Source organism: Mariprofundus micogutta (assembly GCF_001895085.1).
GTDB lineage: Bacteria > Pseudomonadota > Zetaproteobacteria > Mariprofundales > Mariprofundaceae > Mariprofundus > Mariprofundus micogutta.
On sequence record NZ_BDFD01000007.1, the window covers coordinates 87608 to 114464 of the forward strand.

At 49.6% G+C, this 26857-nt stretch carries 30 protein-coding genes; 6 read left to right on the plus strand and 24 right to left on the minus strand.

All coding sequences use genetic code 11. The features are described 5' to 3' along the window. Positions 1-2: 2 nt before the first annotated feature. The 24 genes from MMIC_RS05415 to MMIC_RS05530 all read right to left on the minus strand — a co-directional run bounded on the left by MMIC_RS05415 (position 3) and on the right by MMIC_RS05530 (position 20926). Positions 3-1151 carry an efflux RND transporter periplasmic adaptor subunit gene (locus MMIC_RS05415; protein WP_072659437.1) on the minus strand — a complete coding sequence of 383 codons (1149 nt, stop codon included), beginning with the start codon at positions 1149-1151 and terminating at the stop codon, positions 3-5. Then, a complete protein-coding gene (locus tag MMIC_RS05420; protein ID WP_083530461.1) occupies positions 1148-2644 on the minus strand; it encodes an efflux transporter outer membrane subunit in 1497 nt (498 codons plus the stop codon). Before MMIC_RS05420 ends, MMIC_RS05415 begins: the two co-directional genes overlap by 4 nt. Then, positions 2641-3390, minus strand: a complete 750-nt coding sequence (locus MMIC_RS05425; RefSeq protein WP_072659438.1) for a TetR/AcrR family transcriptional regulator — start codon at positions 3388-3390, stop codon at positions 2641-2643. The genes MMIC_RS05420 and MMIC_RS05425 overlap by 4 nt, the downstream gene beginning before the upstream one ends. Positions 3391-3597: 207 nt before the next feature. Then, positions 3598-4026, minus strand: coding sequence for a PGPGW domain-containing protein (locus MMIC_RS05430; RefSeq protein WP_072659439.1), 429 nt, complete (start codon positions 4024-4026; stop codon positions 3598-3600). Then, a complete protein-coding gene (gene rquA / locus MMIC_RS05435; RefSeq protein WP_072659440.1) occupies positions 4026-4778 on the minus strand; it encodes a rhodoquinone biosynthesis methyltransferase RquA in 753 nt (250 codons plus the stop codon). The genes MMIC_RS05430 and rquA overlap by 1 nt, the downstream gene beginning before the upstream one ends. Further along, entirely contained in the window at positions 4771-5973 is a 1203-nt protein-coding gene (locus MMIC_RS05440; RefSeq protein ID WP_227819379.1) for a cation:proton antiporter, read from the minus strand. The genes rquA and MMIC_RS05440 overlap by 8 nt, the downstream gene beginning before the upstream one ends. A 66-nt stretch (positions 5974-6039) precedes the next feature. Then, entirely contained in the window at positions 6040-6501 is a 462-nt protein-coding gene (locus MMIC_RS05445) for a CBS domain-containing protein (protein WP_072659442.1), read from the minus strand. 500 nt (positions 6502-7001) lie between these two features. Then, the gene (gene arsC, locus MMIC_RS05450) at positions 7002-7415 is read right to left on the minus strand and encodes an arsenate reductase (thioredoxin) (protein ID WP_171966466.1); all 414 of its coding nucleotides are present in this window, start codon (positions 7413-7415) and stop codon (positions 7002-7004) included. 140 nt (positions 7416-7555) lie between these two features. Next, the gene (locus tag MMIC_RS05455; protein WP_072659443.1) at positions 7556-8383 is read right to left on the minus strand and encodes a substrate-binding domain-containing protein; all 828 of its coding nucleotides are present in this window, start codon (positions 8381-8383) and stop codon (positions 7556-7558) included. A gap of 163 nt (positions 8384-8546) precedes the next feature. Further along, the gene (locus MMIC_RS05460; RefSeq protein WP_072659444.1) at positions 8547-9248 is read right to left on the minus strand and encodes a cytochrome c biogenesis CcdA family protein; all 702 of its coding nucleotides are present in this window, start codon (positions 9246-9248) and stop codon (positions 8547-8549) included. Positions 9249-9251: 3 nt separating this feature from the next. Beyond that, positions 9252-9602 (minus strand): thioredoxin family protein, encoded by a 351-nt coding sequence (locus MMIC_RS05465; protein ID WP_072659476.1) that lies wholly within the window; start codon positions 9600-9602, stop codon positions 9252-9254. A 74-nt stretch (positions 9603-9676) separates the two neighbouring features. Next, entirely contained in the window at positions 9677-9907 is a 231-nt protein-coding gene (locus MMIC_RS05470; RefSeq protein WP_072659445.1) for a thioredoxin family protein, read from the minus strand. A 56-nt stretch (positions 9908-9963) separates the two neighbouring features. Continuing rightward, positions 9964-11010, minus strand: coding sequence for a permease (locus tag MMIC_RS05475; protein ID WP_072659446.1), 1047 nt, complete (start codon positions 11008-11010; stop codon positions 9964-9966). A gap of 164 nt (positions 11011-11174) precedes the next feature. Then, positions 11175-12485 carry an APC family permease gene (locus MMIC_RS05480; protein WP_072659477.1) on the minus strand — a complete coding sequence of 437 codons (1311 nt, stop codon included), beginning with the start codon at positions 12483-12485 and terminating at the stop codon, positions 11175-11177. Positions 12486-12555: 70 nt separating this feature from the next. Further along, positions 12556-13092, minus strand: coding sequence for an RNA polymerase sigma factor SigZ (sigZ, locus tag MMIC_RS05485; protein ID WP_072659447.1), 537 nt, complete (start codon positions 13090-13092; stop codon positions 12556-12558). A gap of 1 nt (position 13093) precedes the next feature. Next, a complete protein-coding gene (arsJ, locus tag MMIC_RS05490; protein WP_072659448.1) occupies positions 13094-14308 on the minus strand; it encodes an organoarsenical effux MFS transporter ArsJ in 1215 nt (404 codons plus the stop codon). Further along, positions 14308-15306 carry an ArsJ-associated glyceraldehyde-3-phosphate dehydrogenase gene (locus MMIC_RS05495; protein ID WP_072659449.1) on the minus strand — a complete coding sequence of 333 codons (999 nt, stop codon included), beginning with the start codon at positions 15304-15306 and terminating at the stop codon, positions 14308-14310. The genes arsJ and MMIC_RS05495 overlap by 1 nt, the downstream gene beginning before the upstream one ends. A 9-nt stretch (positions 15307-15315) precedes the next feature. Continuing rightward, entirely contained in the window at positions 15316-16344 is a 1029-nt protein-coding gene (gene arsB / locus MMIC_RS05500; RefSeq protein ID WP_072659478.1) for an ACR3 family arsenite efflux transporter, read from the minus strand. Between the two features lie 78 nt (positions 16345-16422). Continuing rightward, positions 16423-16644, minus strand: a complete 222-nt coding sequence (locus MMIC_RS12930) for a GDCCVxC domain-containing (seleno)protein (protein ID WP_072659450.1) — start codon at positions 16642-16644, stop codon at positions 16423-16425. Positions 16645-16650: 6 nt separating this feature from the next. Continuing rightward, positions 16651-16968 (minus strand): ArsR/SmtB family transcription factor, encoded by a 318-nt coding sequence (locus MMIC_RS05510; protein ID WP_072659451.1) that lies wholly within the window; start codon positions 16966-16968, stop codon positions 16651-16653. A gap of 42 nt (positions 16969-17010) precedes the next feature. Then, positions 17011-17478: a universal stress protein gene (locus MMIC_RS05515; RefSeq protein WP_072659452.1), complete on the minus strand. Its 468-nt coding sequence runs from the start codon at positions 17476-17478 to the stop codon at positions 17011-17013. Between the two features lie 82 nt (positions 17479-17560). Beyond that, positions 17561-18778 carry an argininosuccinate synthase gene (locus MMIC_RS05520; protein WP_072659453.1) on the minus strand — a complete coding sequence of 406 codons (1218 nt, stop codon included), beginning with the start codon at positions 18776-18778 and terminating at the stop codon, positions 17561-17563. A gap of 82 nt (positions 18779-18860) precedes the next feature. Further along, complete coding sequence (gene argF, locus MMIC_RS05525; RefSeq protein ID WP_072659454.1) at positions 18861-19769, minus strand: ornithine carbamoyltransferase; 909 nt, start codon at positions 19767-19769, stop codon at positions 18861-18863. After that, positions 19766-20926 carry an acetylornithine transaminase gene (locus MMIC_RS05530; RefSeq protein ID WP_072659455.1) on the minus strand — a complete coding sequence of 387 codons (1161 nt, stop codon included), beginning with the start codon at positions 20924-20926 and terminating at the stop codon, positions 19766-19768. The genes argF and MMIC_RS05530 overlap by 4 nt, the downstream gene beginning before the upstream one ends. 168 nt (positions 20927-21094) lie before the next feature. Between MMIC_RS05530 and MMIC_RS05535 the strand changes: the two genes are divergently transcribed. The 6 genes from MMIC_RS05535 to MMIC_RS05560 are packed head-to-tail and all read left to right on the plus strand — an operon-like array spanning position 21095 to position 26673. Continuing rightward, positions 21095-21739, plus strand: coding sequence for a phosphoribosylanthranilate isomerase (locus tag MMIC_RS05535; protein ID WP_072659456.1), 645 nt, complete (start codon positions 21095-21097; stop codon positions 21737-21739). A 32-nt stretch (positions 21740-21771) separates the two neighbouring features. Then, positions 21772-23007: a tryptophan synthase subunit beta gene (gene trpB / locus MMIC_RS05540; RefSeq protein WP_072659479.1), complete on the plus strand. Its 1236-nt coding sequence runs from the start codon at positions 21772-21774 to the stop codon at positions 23005-23007. Continuing rightward, positions 23004-23816, plus strand: a complete 813-nt coding sequence (trpA, locus tag MMIC_RS05545) for a tryptophan synthase subunit alpha (protein WP_072659457.1) — start codon at positions 23004-23006, stop codon at positions 23814-23816. Before trpB ends, trpA begins: the two co-directional genes overlap by 4 nt. Next, entirely contained in the window at positions 23813-24598 is a 786-nt protein-coding gene (locus tag MMIC_RS05550) for a 3',5'-cyclic-nucleotide phosphodiesterase (protein WP_072659458.1), read from the plus strand. The genes trpA and MMIC_RS05550 overlap by 4 nt, the downstream gene beginning before the upstream one ends. A gap of 22 nt (positions 24599-24620) precedes the next feature. Next, positions 24621-25490 (plus strand): acetyl-CoA carboxylase, carboxyltransferase subunit beta, encoded by an 870-nt coding sequence (gene accD / locus MMIC_RS05555; RefSeq protein ID WP_072659459.1) that lies wholly within the window; start codon positions 24621-24623, stop codon positions 25488-25490. Positions 25491-25521: 31 nt separating this feature from the next. Then, a complete protein-coding gene (locus tag MMIC_RS05560) occupies positions 25522-26673 on the plus strand; it encodes a bifunctional folylpolyglutamate synthase/dihydrofolate synthase (RefSeq protein ID WP_072659460.1) in 1152 nt (383 codons plus the stop codon). The last annotated feature ends 184 nt before the right edge of the window (positions 26674-26857 follow it).

Genomic DNA, 26857 nt, shown 5'->3' on the forward strand with positions numbered 1-26857 from the left:
CTTTACTGTTCCTGTGGTTTGGGTGCTGCATCATTTGCCGGCAGCACCTCATTATTAATAATCAGAGGCGTGCCGTTCTTCAATTTCATTTGCCCGGAGGTCACAACCAACTCACCCGGCTTGAGCCCATCAAGAATCGCAACCTGATCGCCGCGCTTGTCCCCGGTTTTCACAAACAACTGCTGTGCTACGGGCAAAGCTTTCTCTTCCGTATCAGCTGCAGCCTCGACTTCCCTGGCTACAAACAGCGTTGAACCATAGGCATTAAAGCTGATCGCTGTCTGTGGCAGCGTTAGTAATTTTTCAGGAGATCCCGTTTCAATCTTAACATTCACGAACATGCCCGGCAGCAATATGCCGTCAGCATTATCGATGAGCCCTTCAACCCTTACATTTCGTGTGCTCTGATCGACAATATTGTTGATCGTGGTGATTTTCCCGGCTACCGGATCTGCCCCGGACTGTTGCAGCAGAATATTGATATTCTGCCCCTGCTTCAGCTTCTCAACATGCTTCTGCGGCATATTAAAATCTACGTACAGCGCTCTGATATTCTGCAACGACACAATCTTGTCTGCCGGATTGAGATACTGACCCGGATTCAATGTACTGACACCAAGACGTCCGGCAAAAGGGGCAAGAATCCGTTTTTTATCGATAATGGCCTGCTGCTGTGCCTGCTGTGCCCGTTTACTGGTTAATTCCGCTTCAGAGGCATCCAGCTGAGCCTTGCTGATCGCATGCACTTTAAACTGTCTCTGATCCCGCTTGAAATTGATCTCGGCCAGCTTGCGGCTTGCACGCAGTGATTCCAGCTGCGCCAGTTCTTCAGCACTATTCAGTTCTAATAACAGATCACCTTTTTTGACCACCTCACCCGATTTGAAATGCACTTTTTTTACAATTCCGGCAATTTCAGCACTGATCTCCACACCCTGAACGGCTCGCAGGCTACCGACAGCGCTGAGTTGAGGTTGCCACTCTTGTTCAGTGACCTGCATGGCTGTGACCGTAGCCGGTGGCTGAGCATTAGAAGAGAGAAACTGTTTCATCATACTGGCTACAAACATCTGATAGCCGATGATCGCAGCAAACACGAAGCCGACGATGGCCAACATAATGGTCATCCGTTTACGCATAGGTTTTTTCATAGTTGTTTCTCCGTATTCGTTTCATCATCCTGAACTGTCTGGACAGCACCCTGATTCCACCAGCCACCACCAAGCGCATACATCAGTGCAGCGGTATCCGTATAAAGGGCTGCGCGTGCCTTAATCAGGCTGATTTTTGATTCCTGATACTGTTGCTGGGCATTGAGCAGTGTCAGCAAGCTCACCGCCCCCTGCTCATGCTGAAGGTTCACCAGTTCCAGCGTCTCAGATGCCATCTGCTCTGACTGTTTTTCCAGTTCCAGCTGCCGCCCATCCACCTGTAGTGCTAACAGTGCATCCGCCACGTCCTGAAAGGCGAGCAGAACACTGCTCCGGTACTCGGCTGCGACCTGTTCAAATCCGGCTATCGCGGCACGTTTTCTGGCATGCAGTTCTCCAGCCCTGAACAACGGCTGCAAAATACCTGCTCCCAAACCCCATATAGCTGTGCCGGCACTGAACAGGTCGGCAAGCTTCACCGCTTCTGTACCATAACTGCCCGACAGGCCGATATTGGGATAGAGGTTTGCGGTAGCGATACCGACTTGTGCACTGGCCTGATGCAGGAGTGCTTCTGCAGCCCTCACATCAGCCCGCTGACGTGTCAGGGTTGAAGGAAGTGTCACCGGAATTTGTTGCGGCTGGTTCAATGTATCGAATGCAAATTTCGGCAGGTTCATGTCACCCGGCATCTTTCCGACCAGTGTTGCCAGCTGATGTCTGGTTTGAGCCAGGGCTTTTTGTAGTGCAGGTAACTGCGTACGTCTTTGCGCCAGAGATGTGCGCTGACTCAATAGATCCGCTTTAGCCATCACGCCAATCTCGAACTGCAATTCTGCGACCTTCAGGTTCTCGGCTTCTGCAGTGATAATCTCCTGCATAGCAGTGATCTGCTCGCGCAAAGAAGCTTCATTGATAGCAGTGGTCACGATATTGGTGGTCAATGTGATCTGAGCCGCCTGCAGCTGAAAGCGCTCAAATTCAACCTGTGCCAGACCTGCTTCCAGATAGCGCTGACCCCCGCCAAACAGATCAATGCTGTAACTGATATCCACTGAAGCAGTGTGCACCGCAAACTGGCTGCCATTGCCCGGGTTACCAAATGCAGCGCCGGATATCTTCTGTCTAGAACTGCTCAGGCTTGCATCTACAGAAGGAAAAAGAATGGATGAGTGGTCGGCGCTGAATGACTCTTCAGCAGCTTTCAATCTGGCCCTGGCTGCTGCCAGTGTGGGGCTCTCTTGCAGCCCCAGCGTCACTAACTGCTCCAGATCTTTAGATTCAAACAACTGCCACCACAATGCAGGAACAGTATCACTCTGAACCAGTTTCGGTTGATCCGGAGCAACGTCGAGTTTCAATGCTGCTTGCTCACTGGAATACTGTTTCACTGAACTTGCCTGAGGTGACTGGAAGTCGGGGCCTACCGCACAGCCGGCGATCATCAGAACAGACAACAATGGCAAGGCCGCATTACGCTTTGGCATACTCATAAGCTCTTTTCTCCGTTAGCAAACCATGTCGTTTGATTGATGCACTGCTGTGCAACAGTTTTGCAGCGTTCAAATACAGCATCCGGATGTACTTCCTGCCAGCCATAACCTTTAAGAAAATTGCTGTAGTTGGTGGCAAAGTGGATATAACTCTCATCACCACTCTCAGGGCAGAGAGTGCTGGCATAACCGGATTGCGCGGTACTGGACAGTCCCACGCACAGGCCCCACATGCCGTGGGTCAGGTGATGCGCTAACTGTTCAGTCTGGGCATGATTCAGCTTCTCATATCCATCCAGACTCTTCTCAATCGCTTCCAGCACAATATCCAGAAACATATTCGCCAACTCAACGTGTAACTCGTTCAATTCATGTGCGCGCTGCTTGGTTGCCCTGCGCCAGACTGACGACATCAGTGAGAGGTTATCGATCTCGATCAGATCGGGATGATTTCTTGAAAGCTGCCAACTGCACTGGGCCACAGTAATGATTTTTTCAATGGCGGGTATGGGCTGCGTGGCAATGGCGTTAAACAGTACCTGATGCTCCTGAACCAGTGCCTGAGCACAGGCCACCAGAAGATCCTCTTTGCTCTCAAAGTGTGAGTAGATGGTACCCATTGAATACTTGGTCTCTTTGGCAACATCAGCCATGCGCAACGCAAGAAAACCACGCTCAGACAACAACTCGATTGTCCTTTCAATAATCTCTTTCTCACGTAACTCCCGCTTCTCTCGTCGCAGCATATTCACCTCATCAAAAAAACGAATAATATTCGAACAATGCTCAAAAAATCAACCATTATCTTTTTATGCATTACATCAGAGGTAGTGAATTACTATTGCACGGCGCCTGAGAAGACAAAAATTTCTGGAGATAACCTGCCGCCACAGGTGGACGCGTTGTCAGAGGCAGCTTGGATAATTACAAGCGCTTATGCAGGTGCCCGCTATTCAAGCTTCCGGCTCAGCCAGCGGAGGCTGCCCCTGTTTTTTGCGCATACTGTTTACGCTGCTGAAAATAAGAGGTTTGCGGATAATCCAGCACTCCAGTCTGTATTTACCCGGATAGTTCATAATCATCAGACCGAACAGAATACTTAACAGTCCCTGCCCCGGTGTGAATAACATAATGATACCGGCAAGCAGCAACACTGCGCCGAGGATGTTTTTCAACACGAGCAGCAGCAACTCAAAGATTGGATGCCGGGAACTCTGACTCATGCGATGACGGCCGTGATGGGTGAAATAGTCCACCGGAATGCGTGCAACAATAAATGGCATGGCAGCAAGGCTGATGACAAACATGGCAACAGAACCCACGGCAACCCACCAGCCCCAAGCATCGAAAAATTCCGAAATAAACATCCAGATGGATTCCATCACTGTGTTTCTATCCCTTGTTCATCCATCGATAAATTGCGCACCCTGAATTCGGTGACGCGATAGAATGAGGCAAAGATGCTTTGATGTGAGACGATTTCAACGCTTTTATTAAAGGGCCGGCCCAGCTCATTGAACAGCGCTTCAATATCTTCATGCCAGAAACTGTAGAGGAACGGCTCCAGGCTAGTGGTGATCCAGCGAGTCAGAGGAAAACGATACAGCCAGTGTCTGCTGGGTAGTGTGCCGTACTCGGTCAGGATCAATGAGCCGCCGACCTGAAGTGTGCGCATGACTTCCGAAAGCGTGTTGCAGCGAGCCTCGTGTGGCATTTCATGCAGCAGGAAAAACAGCACAATGGTGGAAAAACTGTCTTCCCTGTAAGCCAACTGTTCGGCATTCATTCGCGTTGCACATAATTTCTGACCAGCTTCCACCTTGCTTGCAGCCAACTCCAGCTGCACTTCGGCTACATCCGTGATGTGAAGCGGTGCAGGCAATACTTGCCTGATCAGATTCGGCGTCAGGGAGCCGTACACACAGGTGAGCTGCAATACCCTTTGCAGTGGCGCTTTCTTCATGCACTCAAGTGTCGCAGACATCAGCCTGTTGTACTGCCCGAAGAGAATGGCATTGATAATCGGCTGATGATCAAAAAACCAGACCGATCTCGGCCATAGATATGCCCACCAGTAATAGCGCACCAGATATAGCGGTTTGCCATCCATAAAATGACGATAAAGCTTAAACACCCGAGATCGAATCCTTATCCGGCACAAGATGACCATAACGACCATAAAACCACTTCAGTATAAATGGCGGCAATACAGTTGTAGCGGCAATGGTAATGATCATCACTGCATACATATCATTGTCAAACACGCCCGATACCCGACCAAGTTCGGCAAAGATCAGGCCCACTTCTGCACGCGGTATCATCGCAAGTCCTACCGCCCAGCGAAACGGGTTCGACTCTTTAAGCATCGCAGCACCGGCTAATTTACTCAGCATGGCCCAGACGATAAACAGGAAGCTCATCATCAATATAGACGCCGAGCTCCAGTCCACCTCCTGAAGGTTCAGCGACAGACCAACTACAACAAAGAATATCGGCGTGAATAGTTGAATAATCGGACGCATCGAGTGGCCAATCCTGCGTACAAATTTTCCATCTGATTGCATCAGAGCAGCACCGAAAGGCAGGAAAAAACGACGGGAAAGAGCCAGGCCGGCAGCAAAACCGCCCAGCAGGGCCGGTGCACCCACCAGATGTGCCAGCCATGCGAAAAATAGCACCAGCGTCACAATAGTCGTGGGAATAAGTCCGGAAATTTTGCTCTTTTTATCATAGCGACCAATGGTTTCCGCCATCAGCTTGGCGACTATAGGGGCAAGAATCATAAATATTGCAATAAAGATCAGCACCTTACTGATATTGGTCAGGCTGATTCCACCGTACACTGAGAATTCATACAGTACGGCTAGCAGAACTACACCAAGCACATCATCCAGAACGGCAGCACCAAGAACGACCTGTGCTTCGGGTGACTTGTGACGCTTCAGATCACGCAATACGCGCACCGTCACACCAATACTGGTTGCCGTAAGCGTCCCACCGGCAAACAGCGACAGCAGCAGCGGCAAATCAAACAACCAGTAACTTAAGGCAAAACCGCCAACAAATGGTGCAACAAAACCACCGATGGCGACTAGCGAAGCCTTGTGACCAGTTTTCACCAGTCTGGAAAGATTCGTATCAAGTCCAACTTCAAATAGCAGAAAAATAAGGCCTATTTCGGCCAGCGTCTGGATAATATCGTTGAGTTCAACCCAACCAAGCAGGCTCGGACCCAGAATAATACCGGCAAGCATTTCGCCCATAACCGGCGGCACTTTCAGCCATGCTGCCGTCTCGCCCAGAACTCGTGCAAACAGCAAAATAAGCACCAGCGACAGGAATATTGCTCCGGCTTCCAGCGCTAACCCCTATATGCCTGTTATGAGTATCATAAACTAGACTTCTGTTTTTTCCGGCAACCTGCAGATGATATCACGTGCTGAAATGATACCGATCAGCCTCCCGGCCTCATCCACCACAAGAATATTACGAGAGTCACCCTTCAAGTGAGTCAACATGGCAGCAACCGCACTGGTCGGCATATCGCCTTTCACCTCATCGAAATTCCGCTCAAGCACATCACTGACCTGACGATCCAGCTCGGCAGCCAGATTATTGTATACCGATTCAATATCCGGGCCTGCTTTCATCACAGCCAGCAGTTCATCAGATGCATAGCGGGGCACTGCACAGTGCAAAATGGAGCGGGAGGTAACGATACCGACAGGTTTTCCCTGATCATCAATCACAGGAAAATCATGCAGGCTAGATTCCTGAAACAGAGCAATCGCATCTCTTACCGTTGCCCCCAACTGGAGACTGACTAAATCGGTGCTCATTACATTTTTAGCAAGCATTGGCATCTCCTGTACTGTTCAAGCTTACACTGACTATAACACTTGTAGAGCACATCATAAAGCCTGCGACGCTGCAAGTTTTTCAGCGCCATACCAACTCAAAGCAGCCGCACTATTAAACTTAGTGACCAACATCACATACGCAGAAAACCGGCACCTTAACATTCGCTCCATCAGGGAGGGGAAGTCACATTCCCCAATAACAATTGAGGGAATATTTATGCGATATATAGCAATGTGTGCCATTTTGAGTTTGTCATTTTTAGCAGCTGTGCAGGTATCTAATGCTCAGACTGAGACTTCTGAAACCACTGTTTCCAGCACGAATGTTGTTACAGCTTCATCTTCTGAAGCGCTGCTGCCGGTTTCAGCAGCCCAGGTCATGATTTACCACCGCAGCCTGTCTATCTAATCCTGGAGGCCCTCACCCCCCCATCCCGGGGCTTCCATGTACGGCGTCTGGATTTATCCAGGCGCCGTTTTTCTTTGTTCTGACTGACTCATGCCTGATTCACAAAACCTTCTATACGGACGCGTATCTGGTCGCGGACTCTGCGAAATTCAGCCATAACCTCTGCTTCTGTGCCATCTGCTTGCGCAGGGTCATCGAATGGCCAGTGCTCTTTTTTGCATGTCACAGGAAGTTCAGGGCAAAACGTATCAGCATGACCACAAACAGTGACCAGCAGATCGAGCTGATGAAACAATCCGGGATCCAGTATTTCTGATTCCTGCCTGGTAATATCCACGCCGGCCTCCTGCATTACGGCAAGCGCCCTCGGATTTTTACCATGCGCCTCAATGCCGGCGGAATAGACTTCAAAGTCATGACCACCGAGTGCTTTTAACCAACCCTCAGCCATCTGAGAACGACACGAATTTCCTGTACAGAGAAACAATACTCTTTGATTCATAATCACCCCCGATGAATGATGCGAGTAGGTCGACAAGGGGTAAGATTTCTTACTACTTCTTACTGAACACCATCAATAATAAGCACAAAGCCGCAGGAGATCTTTAATCATACCATTGTGTGTTCTAATCAAGTTGTTTATCACAAAGGAACATAGCCTAAACGATCCACTAATTTCTGACCTTTGTTCGACAGCACAAAGTTAACAAAATCCCGCACATGGGCTGGAGCATCGTCTGCTAACAATAAATTGAGATTGCGTGATAATGGATAAGTTCCGTTAACAATTGACTCTCGAGTTGGATGGATAAGTTTGCCATTGATCATCAATGGTACCCGATGAGCCTGCTCATTAGGATAATTCGAGCCAATATATGCAATAGCCTGATCACTTGCTTTGATTAATGTTTGAACATGCTTGTAACTTCCTACTGTCACTGGTTTGAAATCTTTTTTAACCTCGACACCCTTTAAAATATGACGATCAAATATGTATCGGCCACCATGCCCATGTCCCAAATGAATCGCCAAAATCAATCGGTCGGGGCCACCAACCTCTTGCCAATTTGTAATCTTTCCCTGATAGATATTTATCAGGTCTCGGATATCAATTTTAAAAAGGCCTGTAGTGAGAAAAACAGCGTCAGAAATGACTGGAATTACGGCATCATAAGCAAAGGGAACAACCTTTATTTTCTCAATATCTGATAACTCTTTCGTGCTAAGGTTTCTACTCATCATGCCGATATGAACCCGCCCGTTCTTTGCCATCAAGTATCCAACTTGTGATCCGCCACCTGAAATGGAAAAAGTGATATCAGGATGAGTTTTAGAATACAATTTAGCTGCGGCTTCAATATAATTCATCACGCTGGTCGAGCCTGCCAGGGTAATGTTACCAGCCGAAGCTGACTGAAGGGCAACAAACAACATCATGGTCAAGATCAGTATGTACTTCAGTGTTTTCATTTTTCCCCTTCACCTTTTATAGAAAAAGCATCGTCTCTCCACAATACATATATTGAGTAATATAATCATGTAATACAAACATTTCACATTCAATAGTAATACATCTGACTGAAACTCGAGTCGAGCACCCATCTTGAGTTAAACAAGAAGACAGATATTTGAACTAATTAAAGGACGTCACTATAAAATAGCCCCCTAATCCAGCGATCAACACGGCTGCTACCTTTCTTGATGCCTTATGGATACGTTCATACGATGAGCTGGCTAGAAGCTGTTGTATTCTTGCGGTTGAACCACCAGCCACTGCTATTGGCAGGCAGTGCCCCAACGCAAAAAGCGAGATTAGCATGACCCCAATAACCAGTTCCTGCTGAACAGTGATAATCGCTAGAATCGGTGCAATAAAGCCAAAGGTGCAGGAACCTGAAACCACCCCATACGCCAGGCCAATGACAAAAGCACCCGAAGCACCTTTCACCTGCAATTTTGATAACAATGAACCATTAGGCATAGAGCATTTAACTATATCCAGCATATCAGCTGCCACCCATAACAGAACCAATCCCGGCAACAGCATCCAGTAAGGACTTATATCTCCAAGCATACGGCCAAGTAGTGCACACACCATGCCAACAGCAGCAATGGTGATGAACAGACCGACACTGAACAGCACTGCAAAAAGAGCAGCTCTACGCCCTTTTACCGGCTCCTGCTGTCCTCCAACATATCCAACGATCAATGGTATCGATGCGAGGTGACATGGGCTCATCAACACCGACACCATACCCCATAAAAAACAACCTAAAGCTGCAAAAAGAGTGCCACTGACCATCCATGCATTGATCTGCAGTAAAAATTCATCCATGGATTATTCGACAGCAGGGGGACCAACACCCATGTCGGTCAGTTGCTTAACAATATCCTCTTCCGCCATAAAGCCTGAATGTCGGAAAACTTCTTTGCCATCAGGGTTATAAAATATCTGTGTTGGAATAGCCCGAACTCCGTATTTGGAGGCCTGCCCCTTTTGTTCCTGTACATCAATAAAGGCAATAACCGCTCGCCCGGCATAATCCTGTTTCAACTTACTCAGTACCGGAGCCATCATTTTACACGGAATACATGTATGCGCCCCCAGATCAATCATGGTTACCTGGCCTTTAGCTGGCAGTACTGGCAAGGGTTCTTCCGCTCCAGCAAAAGCAGAATGCAAAAACATCAGCAATATAAACCCTGCACCAACAATACGAACCACAGTACTGCCGCTACTAAGTATAGTTCGACTCGTCCTCATTAAATCCACGCCTCAATCTGACTGCGCGAAGGAATGCCGCCTGCATGAACAAGCTTTCCATCCACCACAACAGCGGGAGTACTCATCACGCCATAGCCCATAATGGCTTGAAGCTCCTCAATTTTTTCTAATGCGATAGCGACGCCTTTTGCCTCTGCCACATCTTCAATCATTTTCATGGTAGTCTTGCAGCTGGCACATCCAGTGCCGAGTACTTTGATATTTTTCATCTTCATTCTCCTTCATCATTAAAAAACTTTTCAATAAACAAAACCAAGCAACTCTGTCACACCAGTGCATTGAACAGATAACCCACCAACACAATGCCAATGGCAACCACACCAACAAAACTGGCAATCAGGGTGGGTTTGAGCACCTTTCGTAAAATAATCATTTCAGGAGCAGACAGTGCGATCACACTCATCATAAAGGCCAACACAGTACCAAGTGCAGCGCCCTTGCCGATTAATGCCTCAATGACAGGAATAACACCCGCAGCATTGGTGTACATCGGAATACCAAGAACCACTGCTGCAGGAACCGACCACCAGGGAGCATCCTTACCCATAATGGAAACCATGAACGCTTCCGGCACGTAACCATGAATGGCTGCACCCAGAGCAATACCGCCGATGATGTAGGGCCAGACTTTGCCAACGATCTCGGATACATGCTTAAAACCTTCATCAATGCGTGTCCCCCAACTCATATGTTGATGTTCCATAGCGTCAGATACCGCAGTGTTCTGCATGGCAAGAACCCAATCTTCCAGATGTTTTTCCATCCCGAGTTTGCCGATAACAAGACCGGAAACGATTGCAACCATAAGCCCCAGCAGTAGATACAAGCCTGCGACCTTCCAGCCGAACATGGCAAACAGCAGCGCCAGAGCCACTTCATTGACCATAGGAGCGGCAATCAGAAAGGAGAAGGTGATACCGAGAGGAACACCCGCCTGTAAAAAACCGATGAATAAAGGAACAGCAGAACATGAGCAAAACGGTGTAAAAACACCCAATGTGGCAGCCAACGTATTGCCCACACCAAGCTTGCGTCCGGCTAATATGGCTCGCGTTTTCTCAGGTGAAACATAGGTGTGAATAATGCCCATCACAAACACAATACCCGTCAACAGCATGAGCACCTTTGGCGTGTCATAAAAGAAAAACTGCAGAGCACCACCTAAATGGCTGCGAGGTTCTACCGGAATGATTGAAACCAAAGCTTCAGAAAATGGCAGCAGCTGTTGATACAGGCCAAACCAAAGCAACACGGCTATCCCCAGAAACAGGTATGGGTTGTTTCTGGAGAAATTAATAATGCTTTGTCTCATCAAACAGCCTCCTAATGATAGAACACCAACCTCTCAAGGCTGCGTCTCATTAGGTATGACGAACGTGATCACAAAAAGATGCATTTATGCATCAATATATGTCGCTGTCTCCCGGTGACAAAGTCTTTGTCCTTATTACTGCCGAACTGTCTTTATACACAGCTTCAGACTTGAGATTTAGCTCGTGCATATAACCAGGCTGCTACTGTTAACAGGACATACAGTCCAAAGATAAAATATAACTGTTCGGGTTGATTCTCGAACTCGTAATACAGAATCAGAACGGTTCCAAGCAGGAGTCCCAGAATAGAGATCACCGTTACCACCGGTGATGAGTTGGTTGCGTCACGGATTGTATAATTCGCATAGGCCATTAACAGTGACACCAATAAAAAGGTAACGCTGCCAAATTCCAGGATAAGCTCCAGACTGCCAATAAGCACAAGGAAAAATGCCAGTACGGACATAGTGATAATAGAATAAACCGGTATCTGATTGATCCGTTTGGCAAGGCTATCGGGAAAGTAACCATCCTGAGCAATCACAGCCATTTGTCTTGATGCACCAAACACTGTGCCACTGATGGCACTACTGGTTGCCAGCAGAGCCCCCGCTATCACCAAATCAGTACCCCAATGGCCCAGAATACTGCCGGTTCCGGAGGCCAGAGCATATTCCTTGTTTTGAATAATATCTTCAAAGGGTATCGCTAATATCGCTCCAAATGCGATAACCACATAGATGAGCACGGCAAGAAACAGGGCTGAATAGATAGCTTTTGGAATATTTCTTTCCGGGCAATCCATTTCATTCACAGCATTGATCACAAGTTGAAAACCTTCATATGCTACAAAGGTCAGCGATGCGACAATCAGGATAGCAAGCATGTTTATATCACTGTTGCTGTGCAGCAAAACAGGAATACTGGTTTGGCTGTTATTCATCAAGACCACTGAGATGACAAGCAAGATAATCAACTTGGTATAAACCATGATATCTTCTATTTTCCCCATGCCCTTAACACTCCAGATATTAATCAGGGTAAAAACAAGAATGACGCCACCGGCAACCGCTTTTCTCGCCCACTCGGAATCAGCAAAACTAAAGCCACTGATGGCATACGATGCAAAGGTATAGGCATATAGAGCTATCGTGCTGATATAACCGAATATTACCCACCAGCCGACAAGGGAGGCCGCAAAGGGAGAGTCTGGAAATGTTAGTTTATAAAAAGAGTAGGTCGCGCCTTCATCTTTATAATAAACACCCATCTTGATATATGAATAGGCCGCCAGTGCTGCAATCAGGCCACCAACAATAATCGCCAGAGGCGTAAACACACCAATCATAGATACCGAAATACCCAGTATGGTGAAGATACCACCGCCAACCATACCACCCAGAGCAATCGCAATTAACTCGGGCACACCGAGACTCTTGCCTCGCTTTCTGTGACACGAGTTGTTGGGGTTCATCAATACCACCTATGACTCCAGTCCTGGATTCAATTTCAGAATATTCAAAGTGTGGCTGTTATTTAAGTGCTCACCTGGGAACAAAGCAACACACATTGCCAGCATCATTCAATTGAACTTTACAATTTATCTCAAGGGTTTGACGCAGCCTCTTTCGAGCGCGCTGGACTCGTGATTTGGCAGCAGCCAGTGTAATCCCTTTCATCTCTGCATATCGTTGCTGACTCATGCCATCCAGATCACACAGCGTAATGGCTTCACGATCCGGCTGTGATAATTCTGAAAGAACACGCGGTATACATTGTGACAAATCATCCACAGCAACTCCAACCTCCTCATGCTGAACAATGTCATCAGGCAGAGGAACGTGGTCCTTACGTAAACGGTAGCGGTCAATCACAGCATTGGAGGTTACCCGGAACAACCATGCTCGCGCATTTTCAACACGACAGAAACGTTCTTTTTGTAGCAATGCTTTGAAAAACACCTCCTGTAGCAGATCTTCTGCTTCAGTCGTATCCTCAACCCGTTTCAGTAACCAGCTACGCAATTCGCCACTATGCTGATGCCAGGCACGTATCAAGCAGCCATGATCTGATTGACTCAACTTACTTAGCCTTTGTTAGAGATCTATTCATACGCTCCAGCTTAATCGAGGTCAGCGTTGCTGCCAGCACAAATGCCGCAGACCAGTATAAGCAGCCTTCAAGGCCATGCTGTTGATAGACCAGGCCGGAAAGCACTGTTCCAGCTAAGCGGCCACCAGCGTTAGCCATGTAATAAAAGCCGACATTCATCGAGACCCTGTCATGATCAGACCAGGAGACGATCAGATAGGAGTGGGTTGCAGAGTTCATCGCGAAAACGATTCCAAACAGTGCTAGGCCGACAATGAGAACCATTCCGGCATCCCAGCCCTGCTGTAAAGCCACAGCAATTCCAACAGGCAATAGCGATAGTATGCCTGCCCAAATCACCAGCGTTTTTGCGCCAGCCTCATTGCCGGAGGTCAGCTTGATTATTTTCGGTGCTATCCCCTGTATAAAACCATAACCAATCACCCACAATGCCAGAAATGCACCCACCTGCGTGAATGTCCAACCCAGTACGGACTGCAGAAATACAGGTAATCCGACAACAAACCAGATATCCCGTGCCCCGAACAGAAAGAAGCGGGCACCGGATAACCAGTTGATCTTCGGGTCCTTGGAAAAGACCTGTGAGAATTTTGCTTTCGCTTTTGTTTTCCCCAAATTATTTGGCAACAGGATCCAGGTAATGACTAATGCAATAAGCAACATGGTCGAGAGTGCAAACAAGGCACCTCTAAACTCCAGCCAGGCCAGTAGTGCGCCACCGATAAAGAATCCGGCACCTTTCAGTGCATTCTTGGAGCCGGTCAGCACGGCTACCCAGCGGAACAGTTTGGCATCCGACTGATCTGGCACAAACAGCTTTACGCCCGCCTTTGCACTCATCTTGTTCAAGTCCTTGGCTATACCGGAGAACGCTTGTGCCGCCATCACATAAGGCACAGACAACCATGCGTCCGGCACAGTTAGCATTAACAAGGCGCCTATTTGCATGATCATGCCGATATGCATAGTTAAGTTCAGACCTATACGCGAACCCAACCAGCCACCGACCAGATTGGTGACAATGCCGAAAAACTCGTAAAACAGAAACAGCATGGCGATTTCCAGCGGGCTGTATCCCAGCCCGTGAAAATAGAGCACCACCAGCATGCGGATGGCACCATCGGTAATGGTGAAAGCCCAATAACCACCGGTGACGGTCAAATAGTTGCGAAAGCCCTGATCCATTAAAGAGATAGAGCTACCTTGCCTGTGAGCTCCATCATGCGATTCACATAACCCCATTCATTATCGTACCAGATATATAACTTCACCTGTGTGCCATTCACAACCATGGTGCTGGGCGCATCAATCACCGAGGAACGAGGGTCATTGGTATAATCAACACTGACCAGAGGACGTTCTTCATAACCCAGAATCCCCTTGAGAGCATTGTCTGCCGCATCGTGAAACAGGGCGTTGATTTCCTCCACGCTGGTTGGTCTTTCAGCTTCAAAAACAAAATCCGTCAGCGAAGCATTGAGCAAGGGTACTCTCACGGCATGACCATTGAGTTTGCCTGTCAGTTCCGGAAAAATTTTCGTGATCGCCTTGGCTGAACCTGTCGAGGTCGGAATCAGCGATTGGCCACAGGCGCGCGCACGGCGTAAATCCTTATGTCCTTTATCAACGATGGTCTGGGTATTGGTGATATCGTGAATCGTGGTCATGCACCCATGTTTGATGCCGATGCCCTCATGCATCACTTTCACGACAGGAGCCAGACAGTTGGTGGTGCAGGAGGCAGCGGTCAACAGGTTGTGCTTATCAGAGTCATAAAGGTGATCATTGATGCCATACACAATATTCAGTGCACCTTCGACAGGAGCAGCCACAATCACCTTTTTCACCCCCTGATCGAAGTAGGCTTGCAACTGTTCAGGTTTACGAAATGCTCCGGTAGACTCAATGACGATATCGCAGCCTGACCAGTCAGTTTCAGCAATGGCCTCATTGGAGAAATAGGCGATCGAATGCCCATCAATAACCATATCTCCATTTTCTGCTTCACATGCATTGGCCCAGGTTCCATGTACGGAATCGAATTTCAGCAGATGTGCAGAACCTGCTGCGTCGCAGGCCACTTCGTTGATCTGTGTGACTTCAAATGCCTCAGCATGCCAACCGGCCCTCAAACCCAGCCTTCCCATGCGTCCAAATCCATTAATACCTACTTTGATTGTCATATCACTTCCCTACCCATTTAATGTTTTCGGCTGCTCATACCAGCCCTTACTGCGATTCACGATATGTACGACCGATAACATCACCGGCACTTCAACCAGCACGCCAACCACGGTGGCGAGTGCTGCACCGGACTCGAAACCGAACAGGGCAATGGCCGCAGCCACTGCCAGCTCAAAAAAATTGGAGGCACCAATCAGTGCTGATGGACCTGCTACAGAATGTGCCACGCCCAATTTGCGGTTCAGCCAGTAAGCCAGCATGGAATTGAAATAGACCTGAATGGTGATCGGAATGGCCAGCAGCAGAATCACCAGTGGCTGGGCGAGAATCTGTTCGCCCTGAAAACCGAACAGCAACACCACTGTGACCAGCAGAGCGCCCATTGAAACGGGGTCCATCATATGCAGGACATCATCCAGTGTGCCTTTGGCGAGCAATATCTTGCGGCCGAAATAAGCAAGAATGACCGGGATAACGATGTACAGCATGACCGATAGAAACAGGGTATCCCACGGCACGGTAATCGAGGCCACACCAAGCAGCAGTCCGACAATCGGGGCGAAGGCGAAAATCATAATCACATCATTGAGCGCGACCTGCGAAAGCGTGAACTGCGGATGCCCTTCAACCAGGCGTGACCAGACAAACACCATTGCTGTGCAGGGAGCCGCAGCCAGCAGGATCAGACCTGCAATGTACGAGTCGATTTGTGCAGGGTCGAGCCAGTCGACAAACAGAATGCGCAGAAACAGGAATCCAAGCAGCGCCATCGAAAACGGTTTGACCAGCCAGTTAATGCCCACAGTCACAGCGACGCCACGCCGGTGATCCCAGACTTCGTGCAGCGCCGAATAATCTATTTTCAACAGCATGGGCAAAATCATCGCCCAGATCAGCAGGGCGACCGGCAGGTTGATATGCGCCACCTCCATGCCGCCCAGAGCATGGAACAGTGACGGGAACAGGTAACCCAGGCCGATACCTGTCACAATACATAGAAATACCCAGAGGGTCAGAAAACGAGCGAACAGGCCCATCGGTTTTGCATCAGACACAACAGCCTCCTTAAGAGGCTTATTATATTTGCTTATGCGGATATGTAAATTAAACGAGTCTCAGCTGCTCTTGCAGCAAGCCTCTCCCGATTGAATTGGCGGGCATGGCACATCCCCGTAGGAGCAGAAAACACAGCAATCGCCAGGCTTGGGTCGCAGCAGCACATGGCAATGTCTGCACTCATAAAACCACTGACAGGCATCGCTTGGCACTTGCTCTTTTGATTGGGCATGGCAATGCGGACAGGTAAGTGTAGAAATTAAAACAGGATGACTGTTCACCAGTATTCAGCAGTTGCGGGAACTGCTCAGGCGTTCTGTATCAAGGGTGAATTGAGCATCGCTTGTATACGACTGCTGTACGATGGCAATCAGCTCCGGCGAAACATCATCAGCAAGTTGATAATACATCCATTTTCCATCTCTGCGCGCATACACAAGGCCTGCATGACGCAATACACCAAGGTGCCGCGAAATTGTGCTCTGTGGCAGCTCCAGCGCTTCAGTCAGATGACACACACACTGCTCACCTGAAGTCGCAATCAGCGAAAACAGGCGCAGGCGCACGGGTTCACCGAGCGCCTTAAAGAACTCAGCCAGTTGCATCAACAGGTTTCAACCATGCGTGAATCGAAAAAAAACAAACCGTTATTCCCGCTTATCTTCAAGAAGATCATGCGGCATGGTCACCAGTACCGAACAGGGCGCATGAGCCACAACCCGCTCCGCTGTCGAACCTGTCAACATGTGTTCAATCACGCCTTTTTCATCATGGCGACCAATGACAATCAGGTCGGCAGGCAATGAGGCGGCAAAATCACAAATAAACCTGGAGGGATCTCCGGCTGACTCTTCAACATGTGTTTCCACATCAAAATCAAACTGCTCGCTCAAGGCCTGCATACGATGCACAGCCCCATCGTGGGCTGCATGGTTCACCTCATCAATGGGTGGAATGGAAACCATATCTGTTTCAAAATAAACCGAGGGCTCCAATACATGCAACAGGTGCAATTCGGCATCAAATTTCCCGGCCAGCACTGCAGCACGCCTGACCGCTTCCGTGGCCTGCTCGGAAAAATCATATGGAACCAGAATCTTGTTATGTCTGATCATAGTCTCCCCCCAACGCCTGCACTGCAGACCAATCCACGCTCAAACTAGCAGCGAGAACACGGCTTTGCCAACCCGTTACGACCTATTTACCTGCCAGCTTTGCCATACGCAGACGAAGTGCATTCAGCTTGATAAAGCCGCCAGCATCCTTCTGGTCATAGGCGCCTTCATCATCTTCAAATGTGCATAGACGTTCATCAAACATGGACTGCTCGGAACGACGACCAACCACATCAACATTGCCCTTGTACAGCTTCAAGCGCACATCTCCGTTCACATTGACCTGCGATGCATCGATCGCTGCCTGCAACATGACTCGCTCAGGTGCAAACCAGAAACCATTGTACACCATCTTGGCATAACGAGGCATCAGTTCATCTTTCAGGTGTGCCGCTTCACGGTCCAGGGTCAGCGATTCAATCGCACGATGGGCTTTGAGCATAATGGTACCACCCGGTGTTTCGTAACAGCCACGAGATTTCATGCCAACAAAACGGTTTTCCACAATATCAATCCGGCCGATACCATGTTTACCACCCAGGCGGTTCAGTTCGGTCAACACCTGTGCCGGAGTCATCGCTTCGCCGTTAATGGCAATGATATCACCAGCCTGATAGGTCAGTTCGATATACTCAGGGCTGTCCGGAGCTGACTCGGGAGAAACACTCCAGCGCCACATTTCCTCGGACGGTTCACACCACGGATCTTCCAGATCATAACCTTCATAAGAGATATGCAGCAGATTGGCATCCATTGAATATGGAGACTTGGAGCCTTCACGTTTGCGCTCAACCGGGATGTCGTGTTTCTCGGCAAAGTTCAGCATATCTTCACGCGACACAAGATCCCATTCACGCCATGGCGCAATCACTTTTACATCGGGTTTAAGTGCATAAAAACCGAATTCGAAACGCACCTGGTCGTTGCCCTTGCCTGTCGCACCATGCGACACCGCATCAGCACCTTCTGCATTGGCAATCTCAATCATGCGCTTGGAAATCAGCGGTCGTGCAATCGAAGTGCCGAGCAGGTATTCACCTTCATAAATTGCATTGGCGCGGAACATCGGAAACACGTAGTCGCGCACAAACTCTTCGCGAAGATCCTCGATATATATTGATTCCACACCACCGGCAATGGCCTTGCTGCGTGCATCTTCAACCTCATCACCCTGACCGAGATCAGCGGTAAAGGTCACCACCTCGCAGTCATAAGTATCCTGCAGCCACTTCAGGATAATGGAGGTATCAAGGCCTCCAGAATAGGCTAATACTGCTTTGTTCACTTTAGTTTGAGACATCTCAGGCCCTCATTTACAGAAATAGTTCCACCCTCTGGCGGAAGGGGTTCGCAGACTACACCGAGCAGCGACTGCGTGCTACTCAGTCACGCAAGAAAAATTCGAGCAGCGCTTTCTGGGCATGCAGACGATTCTCAGCCTCATCCCAGACAACCGACTGCGGCCCGTCAATCACTGAAGCAGACACCTCTTCGCCGCGATGTGCTGGCAGACAATGCATAAACAGTGCATCTGCATTGGCAAAGGCCATCACCCGGTCATCAACCTGAAAATTAGCAAAAGCCACTTCACGCTGCGCCTGCTCCTCTTCCTGCCCCATGGATGCCCAGGCATCGGTTGTCACCAGATCAGCAGCATCGGCAGCGTCATTCGGATCATCAGTAATAGAAACATCTGCTCCCAGATCACAGGCGGCAGCGAGCAATTTCTCATCCGGCCTGTACCCTTCCGGACAGGCAAGCTTCAATTTATAACCTAAAGAGACCGCGCCATTCACCCACGAATGCGCCATATTATTGCCATCACCAATCCAGGCTACTGTTTTACCCTCAATACAACCGCGGTGCTCTTCATAGGTAAAGACGTCAGCAAGGATCTGACATGGATGTGTAAGGTCGGTCAGGCCATTGATCACAGGCACCTTTGAATACTCAGCAAATTTTTGCAAGATATCGTGGCCAAAGGTGCGGATCATGATGCCATCAACCATACTCGATAATACACGCGCCGAATCTTCTATCGGCTCACCACGCCCCAGCTGGGTCGTTCCGGAATGCAGAAACAGCGCATGCCCACCAAGCTGGAACATACCCGTTTCAAAAGAAACACGGGTACGGGTACTCGCCTTGTCAAAAATCATACCCAGTGTTTTGCCTTCCAGCGGCCTATGAGCTTTGCCCTCTTTCAGCTTGTGCTTGATTTTTTTAGCGCGTTTGAGGATATGCCGTGTTTCATCAGCCGACACATCAAGCAGAGTCAAAAAATGTCTCATATGCATGTCTCCATCGCACTGGCAAGCAGCGCCAAAGCTTCATTGATTTCGTCTTCACTCACGTTCAACGGCGGCAGGAACCGTAACACATTGGGCCCGGCAAGCAGAACCATCAACCCTTCATCTCTTGCGGCAATAACAAAGGGAGCTGCCTCAACAGATAACTCTGCACCAACAAGCAGGCCCTGGCCGCGAACATCCTGAATCACCGGAAAGCGCTGCTGTAATGCCAGCAAACCCGACTTCAGCTGCTCCCCACGCTTTTCAACATTATCCAATAGTGCTTCCGATTCGATTACTTCCAGCACTGTCAGTGCCGCAGAGCACGACAATGGGTTGCCACCAAAGGTTGAACCATGTGTTCCCGGGCCGAATGAAGCCGCCACCGTTTCACTGGCCAGCATGGCACCGATCGGCACGCCACTCCCCAACCCTTTGGCAAGCGTAAGGATATCCGGAGTGATGCCTGCCTGCTCGAAAGCAAACATTGATCCTGTACGTCCGATACCGGTCTGCACCTCATCAAGCATGAGCAGGATACCGTGCTCATCACACAGCTGACGCACAGCCTGCAGGTATGTTGCATCGGCGACATTGACACCGCCTTCGCCCTGCAGCGGTTCCAGTAAAATGGCTGCAGTCTGCGATGTCACAGCCTCTTTCAGGGCTTGAATATCATTGAGCGGCACATGTGTGAAACCCGGGGGAAGCGGATCAAAACCCACTTTCACTTTGTCCTGTCCGGTAGCTGTCAGTGTTGAAAGCAAGCGCCCGTGAAATGACTGTGTGGCAGTGATAATTGTGCGCCGTGATGAGTCCCGGTCATAATGGAACTTCCGCGCCAGCTTAATGGCCGCTTCATTGGCTTCGGCACCAGAATTACAGAAAAAGGCAGAGCCCAAACCAGACAGCGCCACTAGCTTTTCCGCCAACTGCTGTTGTTTGGGAATATGAAACAGATTGGAGCAGTGCAACATCGTTTCGGCCTGATCGGACAACGCCTCGACCATAGCCTGATGTCCATGCCCAAGTGTGTTGACGGCTATGCCGGAAATAAAATCGAGATAAGCATGACCTGCATCATCCCAGACTCTTGTGCCCTTACCTTTCACCAGCGTTAGTGGAAAGCGGGCGTATGTATTCATTACAGCGCTCATGATGCGCAGTTTAGGGAAGAGTTATGAGTTACGCATCCTTTCTTCGCACAGAACTCAAATCCAGAGGTACAAAGCTTTGTCGCAACAGGAAAAAACCATTAAGCTTTGTGCGATGAAACCCATGACAATGCGGATGAATTCGACATGCATTCCAGCTAGAGTGGCGCGATGAGTATTTCGACATCATCAGTGCGCACCCGCATCAAAGTATGCGGCATCACCCGTCTGGAGGATGCGCTGATTGCATCAGAGTTGGGCGTCGATGCAGTCGGTTTCGTCTTTTACCAGAAATCACCGCGTTATATTGAGCCTGCAAAAGCCGCTGCCATTATTCGTCAACTGCCACCCTTTGTGTCAGCGGTCGGCCTGTTCGTAAACCCCACCCAGGAGTTCATTGCCGAGGTGCTGCAAGCAGTACCATTGGGTGTAATTCAACTGCATGGTGATGAAACACCGGAATTCTGCAAAGCGCAGCGCAGGCGCGTCATGAAAGCCGTTGCCATATCAACTGCCGAAGACCTGCAGCGCGCCAAACGTTTCGACTGCCCGCTGCTGCTGGATGCCAAAGCTCCAGCCGGCGTATACGGCGGCACCGGCACTTCATTCGACTGGTCACTGCTTGACGGGTTCGAGCACGATTACCCCCTGACACTGGCTGGCGGCCTGAATGCCGACAATATTGCTAGTGCCATGTCAGTTCGCCAATGGTTTGCGCTGGATGTATCCTCCGGCGTCGAAATCTCCCCGGGTATCAAAGATGCCGAGAAAATGCGTGTTTTCATCGACACGGTCAACAAAGGTAAGGGAACATGAGCCACCCACTGCACAACCTCGATTTTGCTTCCATGTATGATCTGGAGATCAAACATGGCCCCGATAGCGGTGGCCATTTTGGAAAGTTTGGCGGACGCTTTGCCGCCGAAACCCTGATGCAGCCATTAAAAGAGATTGAAGATGCATTTTACGAGGCCTGGGCTGATCCGGCCTTTCACGAGGAGCGTCTTGACCTGCTGAAAAACTATGTCGGGCGTGCCACGCCTCTGTATCACGCCAAACATCTGTCCGCTGAAGTCGGCGGTGCCCAGATTTATCTGAAACGTGAAGATCTGAACCATACAGGCGCACATAAAGTAAATAATACCATCGGTCAGGCGCTACTTGCCCGTCGCATGGGCAAAAAGAAAGTCATCGCGGAAACAGGTGCCGGTCAGCATGGCGTCGCTACAGCCACGGTTGCCGCCATGTTTAACATGGAATGTAACATCTACATGGGCCGTGAAGACATCCGCCGTCAGGCACCGAATGTATTTCGCATGAAACTGCTTGGTGCCAACGTTATTGCAGTCGATTCCGGCACAGCCACATTGAAAGATGCGGTGAATGAAGCCCTGAGAGTCTGGGTGGCTAGCTGCGAAGATACCTATTACATCTTCGGCACAGCTGCAGGCCCGCATCCTTTCCCGCTGATGGTGCGCCAGTTCCATACCGTCATCGGCCAGGAAGCCCGCACACAATGTCTGGATCAAACCGGTCGACTGCCTGATGTGGCGGTTGCCTGCGTTGGCGGTGGCTCCAATGCAATTGGCCTGCTGCATCCGTTTTATGATGATAGTGAGGTGCGTCTGGTTGCCGTTGAAGCTGGCGGGCATGGTCTGGACGGCAATGAACACGCAGCATCTCTGGCCGCCGGAAAACCCGGAATTATTCATGGCAGCCTCAGTTACCTGCTAGAAGATGCGGAGGGGCAGATCAACGGCACTCACAGCATTTCCGCAGGCCTCGATTACCCGGGCGTAGGGCCTGAGCTGGCGGCCATGCTTGAAGACGGGCGATTGCAGCTGGATGCCGCTACAGATGATCAGGCGCTGGATGCATTCAAAACCCTGACCCGCTGTGAAGGTATTATCCCGGCCCTTGAATCGAGCCATGCCGTCGCTGCCGGTATTCGTATTGCAGCCGACATGAAACCGGAACAAACCGTACTGATTAATCTCTCAGGTCGTGGTGATAAAGATATGGGAACCGTATTCGAACTATTGGGTGATGATATAGACAAGGAAACCGGAGGCGATCAGGCATGAGTAATCAGCGACTCGCCAACGTATTTCAACGCTGCAAAGCGGAAGGACGTGCAGCTCTGGTCGGTTACCTGACGGCTGGAGACCCCGATCCTGAAACCAGTCTCAAACTGATGCTCGCTATGGCTGAGCGGTGCGATATCCTTGAAATCGGTATGCCCTTCTCTGACCCGATGGCAGATGGACCCGTCATTCAGGCAGCCAGTGAACGCGCCCTTGAAGCCGGCACCAGAATCACTGATGTATTCGAAATTACGCAAGCAGTCCGCCAGGCATTCCCGGAACTGGGCATCGTTTTGATGGGCTATGCCAATATCCCGTACACCATGGGTTTTGAAACCTTTGCAGAGCAAGCCAACAACGTTGGCGCGGATGGTCTGTTGGTTGTGGATGTACCACCTGAAGAGGGACACATCTGCGATGACATTCTGGCCACACATGGACTCGATCGCATTCTTCTGCTTTCCCCGACATCCACTGATGAACGTATCAAGCTGGCCTGTGATAACGGTAGCGGGTTTATCTATTATGTCTCACTCACTGGCATTACCGGTGCAGATATGGGTGATGTGAGTGAGATCCAGGCTAAAACCGCTCATATCCAGTCGATGACTGATATGCCGGTATGTGTTGGTTTCGGAGTCAAAACACCCGATCAAGCCGCTGCAGTGGGTGCGTTTGCAGATGGTGTGGTGGTGGGCAGCCATTTCGTTTCCCAGATTACATCCAACTCAGGTGAGCAAGCCATTTGTGCCGCTCTCTCGGCGTCCGCCTCAGCCATGAAAGAGGCTATCCACGGAGCTGCCACTTGAGGATCAAGGTCCTTGGCTGTTATGGCGGCCAGCTTCTCGGTTTCCGCCTGACGTCGTTTCTGGTCAATGATACGATTCTACTTGATGCCGGCTCACCAACTGAAGCCATGTCGCTGGAAGAACAGCATAATATCCGCCATATATGCCTGTCTCATACGCATCTGGACCATATCAAGGATATTGCCTTCCTGGCTGATAACCGTTCGCTTAAATGCATGAATGGCAACAGTGACAACCCCACCATTACCATCCACTCTCTGGCAGCAAACAATGAGACGTTGCGCCGGCATTTTTTGAACGGTGAAGTGTGGCCGGATTTTACCGCCATTCCAAACCGCACAAACCCGACCCTGAAATTAATTGATCTGCAGGCTGAAACTGCATTTGAAATTGATGATGTGCGCATCACGCCTATCGCTGTAAATCATCCGGTCCCGTGTACCGGCTTCCTGCTTGAGCAGAACGGTATGCAGGTAATTTATACAGCCGATACAGGCAACACGGATCGCATATGGGAAATAGCCAATGCACAGCCCAACCTGAAAGCCATCATTCTGGATTGCTCATTTCCGAACGCCATGCAGCATCTGGCCGATATCAGTGGTCATTTGACCCCCAATGGTGTGATGAAGGAACTGCAAAAGTTTAATGCGGTTGGTAAGGTTCCGGTCTATCTGTATCATATGAAACCTGAAACACTGAATATTATGACTGCGGAAGTGGAAGAACTGAATGTGCCACATCTGCGCATGCTGACGCAAGTCGACGAACTATTATTGTAAGGAAGAGGTTGAGGTCACCACTATGAGCTGGTTTACACGCCTGATTGAGACACCGAAAAATATTCTGAAATCAAATGATTCAGGATCACCTGAAGGACTATGGGTTAAATGCCCGAGCTGTTCAGAGGCCTTGTATAACAAGGAGCTTCTGCGCAATGGCATGGTTTGCAGCAAGTGCAATCACCATATGCGCATGTCTGCCCTGCAACGGGCGGAACTACTGTTTGATACAGACACTTTTGAAGAGAAAGACACTGAACTGCGCTCGCAGGACCCTTTAAATTTCAAAGATAAAAAGAAATACAAAGACCGCATCAAGGATGCAGGCAAAAAATCCGGTCCGGAAGACTCCATTCGCAACTATGTCGGTGATATCAATGGCCGTACCATTTCTGCATCGATTTTCGAATTTTCCTATATGGGCGGCAGCATGGGTGCCGTTGCCGGCGAAAAAATTGTGCGCGGCATGGAACATGCACTGAAACGTGGCTGCCCCTATCTGCTGGTCACCGCTTCCGGTGGAGCCCGTATGCAGGAAGGCGTACTCTCACTGATGCAGATGGCCAAAACCTCTGCCACAGTCAATCAGCTCAATGCTGCCAAACTACCATTTATTTGCCTGCTTACCGACCCGACCATGGGTGGTGTATCCGCATCTCATGCCTGGCTGGGTGATGTTATCCTTGCTGAACCGGGTGCCCTGATCGGCTTTGCCGGTCCACGTGTGATTCAGGAAACAGTTGGACAGAAACTGCCCGAAGGTTTCCAGCGCTCTGATTTTCTGCTTGAACATGGTCTGATTGATGATGTGGTCAGTCGGGGTGACTTGCGTGACTACCTGAGCACACTGCTGAATCACCTGACTGATCGTTCCTACCGCCAAAACGCCTAGAGCCAGATACAGAACAGGGCAGTCAGCCAGCGTGACAGAAAAACCTCACAGTATTGAGAGATGGCTGACTGAGCTCGGAAATCCGTCTGCTGACCGCGACTATAAACCCGGACATGAACGTGTCCGGCAGTTGTTATCGCATATCCATAATCACCAACCCGGGCTGCGCATACGCATCGCCGGCACTAACGGTAAAGGTTCCACATCCACCATGCTGGCTGCGGCCCTGCAGTCCTGTGGCCTGAAGGTCGGCCTGTACACATCGCCGCATATTCTCGAGTTCAATGAACGCATCCGCATCAATGGCGTTCCTGCAGAGACAGAGAAACTACAGCAAAGCATGCAAAGACTGATGCCCGAGGCACTGGCCGCAGGCGCCTCGTATTTCGAAACGGCTACAGCACTGGCACTGGAACAGTTTGCGCTAGAGAAGGTAGATGTTGAAATTCTTGAGGCTGGTGTAGGAGCCAGGCTTGATGCCACCACTGCCATACCTGCTGATATGGCACTGATTACACCAATAGGCCTGGACCATCAGGCCTGGTTGGGTGACTCGATAGTTGCCATTGCAGAAGAAAAGTCATTCGTCATGCAGGGATGCCGCTTTTCTATCACGGCCCAACAGTCGCCGGAAGTCAGCCGGGTACTTGATACATTTAAGCCTCAGCTCGTCACCGCAAACACCATGAACTGGCCGTATCTTGCTGTAGCCGGCGAACACCAGCATATCAATGCCTCACTGGCTTATGCAGCTGTAAAAACGCTGAGACAGGCAGGCCTGATATCGTGTGACCTGAATAAAGCCAAAGCAGCGATCGCTGACTGCAAAGTCCCCGGAAGACTGGAAAAGATAAATATAGGCCAGGCCAGTGTATGGCTGGATGCAGCACATAACCGGCATGCTATTGAGGCAATTCTACCCTCGTTAGCATCGCTTGCTGATCCCTTCGATGCCATACTGGTATTCACACGTGAAGATCGTTCACTGGCTGATGAAATCGCTCTGCTTGAGCCTTATGGCAAACAAGTTATCTACAAAAGCGGCGCAGCAGGTGAAGGGCAGTCCATAAGCCTGTTACATCAACAACTAGCCGCTCAGCCAAATGGTTCTTTTCTACTTCTCGGCTCATTTATCACTGTTGCAGAAATACTGCTCGATCTTGCTCAACGTCAAACCCGATAACAATCCGGATCCACAGGTAAACATTCCAGTTTTTTGACAAGAACAGAAATGCCATCTATCACTGCTGTCCGGTTAAGGAATTAGCAGCAAGAAAACAGGCCTGAATTCCCAACGATTATGGTAAATTTGTAGTTATCCAGACAGCAAATTCACAGAACGGAGAACTCAGGCCATGAAGCACATT

What these genes read in the sequence shown, in the direction of transcription:
- MMIC_RS05510 (WP_072659451.1), bottom strand. Translation starts at nt 16,968, where the DNA reads ATGCAACTGGCTGAGTTCTTTAAGGCGCTCGGTGAACCCGTGCGCCTG.
- MMIC_RS05415 (WP_072659437.1), bottom strand. Translation starts at nt 1,151, where the DNA reads ATGAAAAAACCTATGCGTAAACGGATGACCATTATGTTGGCCATCGTC.
- arsC (WP_171966466.1), bottom strand. Translation starts at nt 7,415, where the DNA reads ATGAATCAAAGAGTATTGTTTCTCTGTACAGGAAATTCGTGTCGTTCT.
- MMIC_RS05425 (WP_072659438.1), bottom strand. Translation starts at nt 3,390, where the DNA reads ATGCTGCGACGAGAGAAGCGGGAGTTACGTGAGAAAGAGATTATTGAA.
- accD (WP_072659459.1), top strand. Translation starts at nt 24,621, where the DNA reads ATGAGCTGGTTTACACGCCTGATTGAGACACCGAAAAATATTCTGAAA.
- MMIC_RS05420 (WP_083530461.1), bottom strand. Translation starts at nt 2,644, where the DNA reads ATGAGTATGCCAAAGCGTAATGCGGCCTTGCCATTGTTGTCTGTTCTG.
- arsB (WP_072659478.1), bottom strand. Translation starts at nt 16,344, where the DNA reads ATGGGCCTGTTCGCTCGTTTTCTGACCCTCTGGGTATTTCTATGTATT.
- MMIC_RS05445 (WP_072659442.1), bottom strand. Translation starts at nt 6,501, where the DNA reads ATGCTTGCTAAAAATGTAATGAGCACCGATTTAGTCAGTCTCCAGTTG.
- MMIC_RS05465 (WP_072659476.1), bottom strand. Translation starts at nt 9,602, where the DNA reads ATGTTTTTGCATTCTGCTTTTGCTGGAGCGGAAGAACCCTTGCCAGTA.
- arsJ (WP_072659448.1), bottom strand. Translation starts at nt 14,308, where the DNA reads ATGGATCAGGGCTTTCGCAACTATTTGACCGTCACCGGTGGTTATTGG.
- trpA (WP_072659457.1), top strand. Translation starts at nt 23,004, where the DNA reads ATGAGTAATCAGCGACTCGCCAACGTATTTCAACGCTGCAAAGCGGAA.
- MMIC_RS05475 (WP_072659446.1), bottom strand. Translation starts at nt 11,010, where the DNA reads ATGAGACAAAGCATTATTAATTTCTCCAGAAACAACCCATACCTGTTT.
- MMIC_RS05470 (WP_072659445.1), bottom strand. Translation starts at nt 9,907, where the DNA reads ATGAAAAATATCAAAGTACTCGGCACTGGATGTGCCAGCTGCAAGACT.
- MMIC_RS05495 (WP_072659449.1), bottom strand. Translation starts at nt 15,306, where the DNA reads ATGACAATCAAAGTAGGTATTAATGGATTTGGACGCATGGGAAGGCTG.
- MMIC_RS05455 (WP_072659443.1), bottom strand. Translation starts at nt 8,383, where the DNA reads ATGAAAACACTGAAGTACATACTGATCTTGACCATGATGTTGTTTGTT.
- MMIC_RS05515 (WP_072659452.1), bottom strand. Translation starts at nt 17,478, where the DNA reads ATGATCAGACATAACAAGATTCTGGTTCCATATGATTTTTCCGAGCAG.
- MMIC_RS05480 (WP_072659477.1), bottom strand. Translation starts at nt 12,485, where the DNA reads ATGAACCCCAACAACTCGTGTCACAGAAAGCGAGGCAAGAGTCTCGGT.
- argF (WP_072659454.1), bottom strand. Translation starts at nt 19,769, where the DNA reads ATGAGACATTTTTTGACTCTGCTTGATGTGTCGGCTGATGAAACACGG.
- MMIC_RS05460 (WP_072659444.1), bottom strand. Translation starts at nt 9,248, where the DNA reads ATGGATGAATTTTTACTGCAGATCAATGCATGGATGGTCAGTGGCACT.
- MMIC_RS05535 (WP_072659456.1), top strand. Translation starts at nt 21,095, where the DNA reads ATGAGTATTTCGACATCATCAGTGCGCACCCGCATCAAAGTATGCGGC.
- MMIC_RS05520 (WP_072659453.1), bottom strand. Translation starts at nt 18,778, where the DNA reads ATGTCTCAAACTAAAGTGAACAAAGCAGTATTAGCCTATTCTGGAGGC.
- MMIC_RS05530 (WP_072659455.1), bottom strand. Translation starts at nt 20,926, where the DNA reads ATGAGCGCTGTAATGAATACATACGCCCGCTTTCCACTAACGCTGGTG.
- trpB (WP_072659479.1), top strand. Translation starts at nt 21,772, where the DNA reads ATGTATGATCTGGAGATCAAACATGGCCCCGATAGCGGTGGCCATTTT.
- MMIC_RS05430 (WP_072659439.1), bottom strand. Translation starts at nt 4,026, where the DNA reads ATGGAATCCATCTGGATGTTTATTTCGGAATTTTTCGATGCTTGGGGC.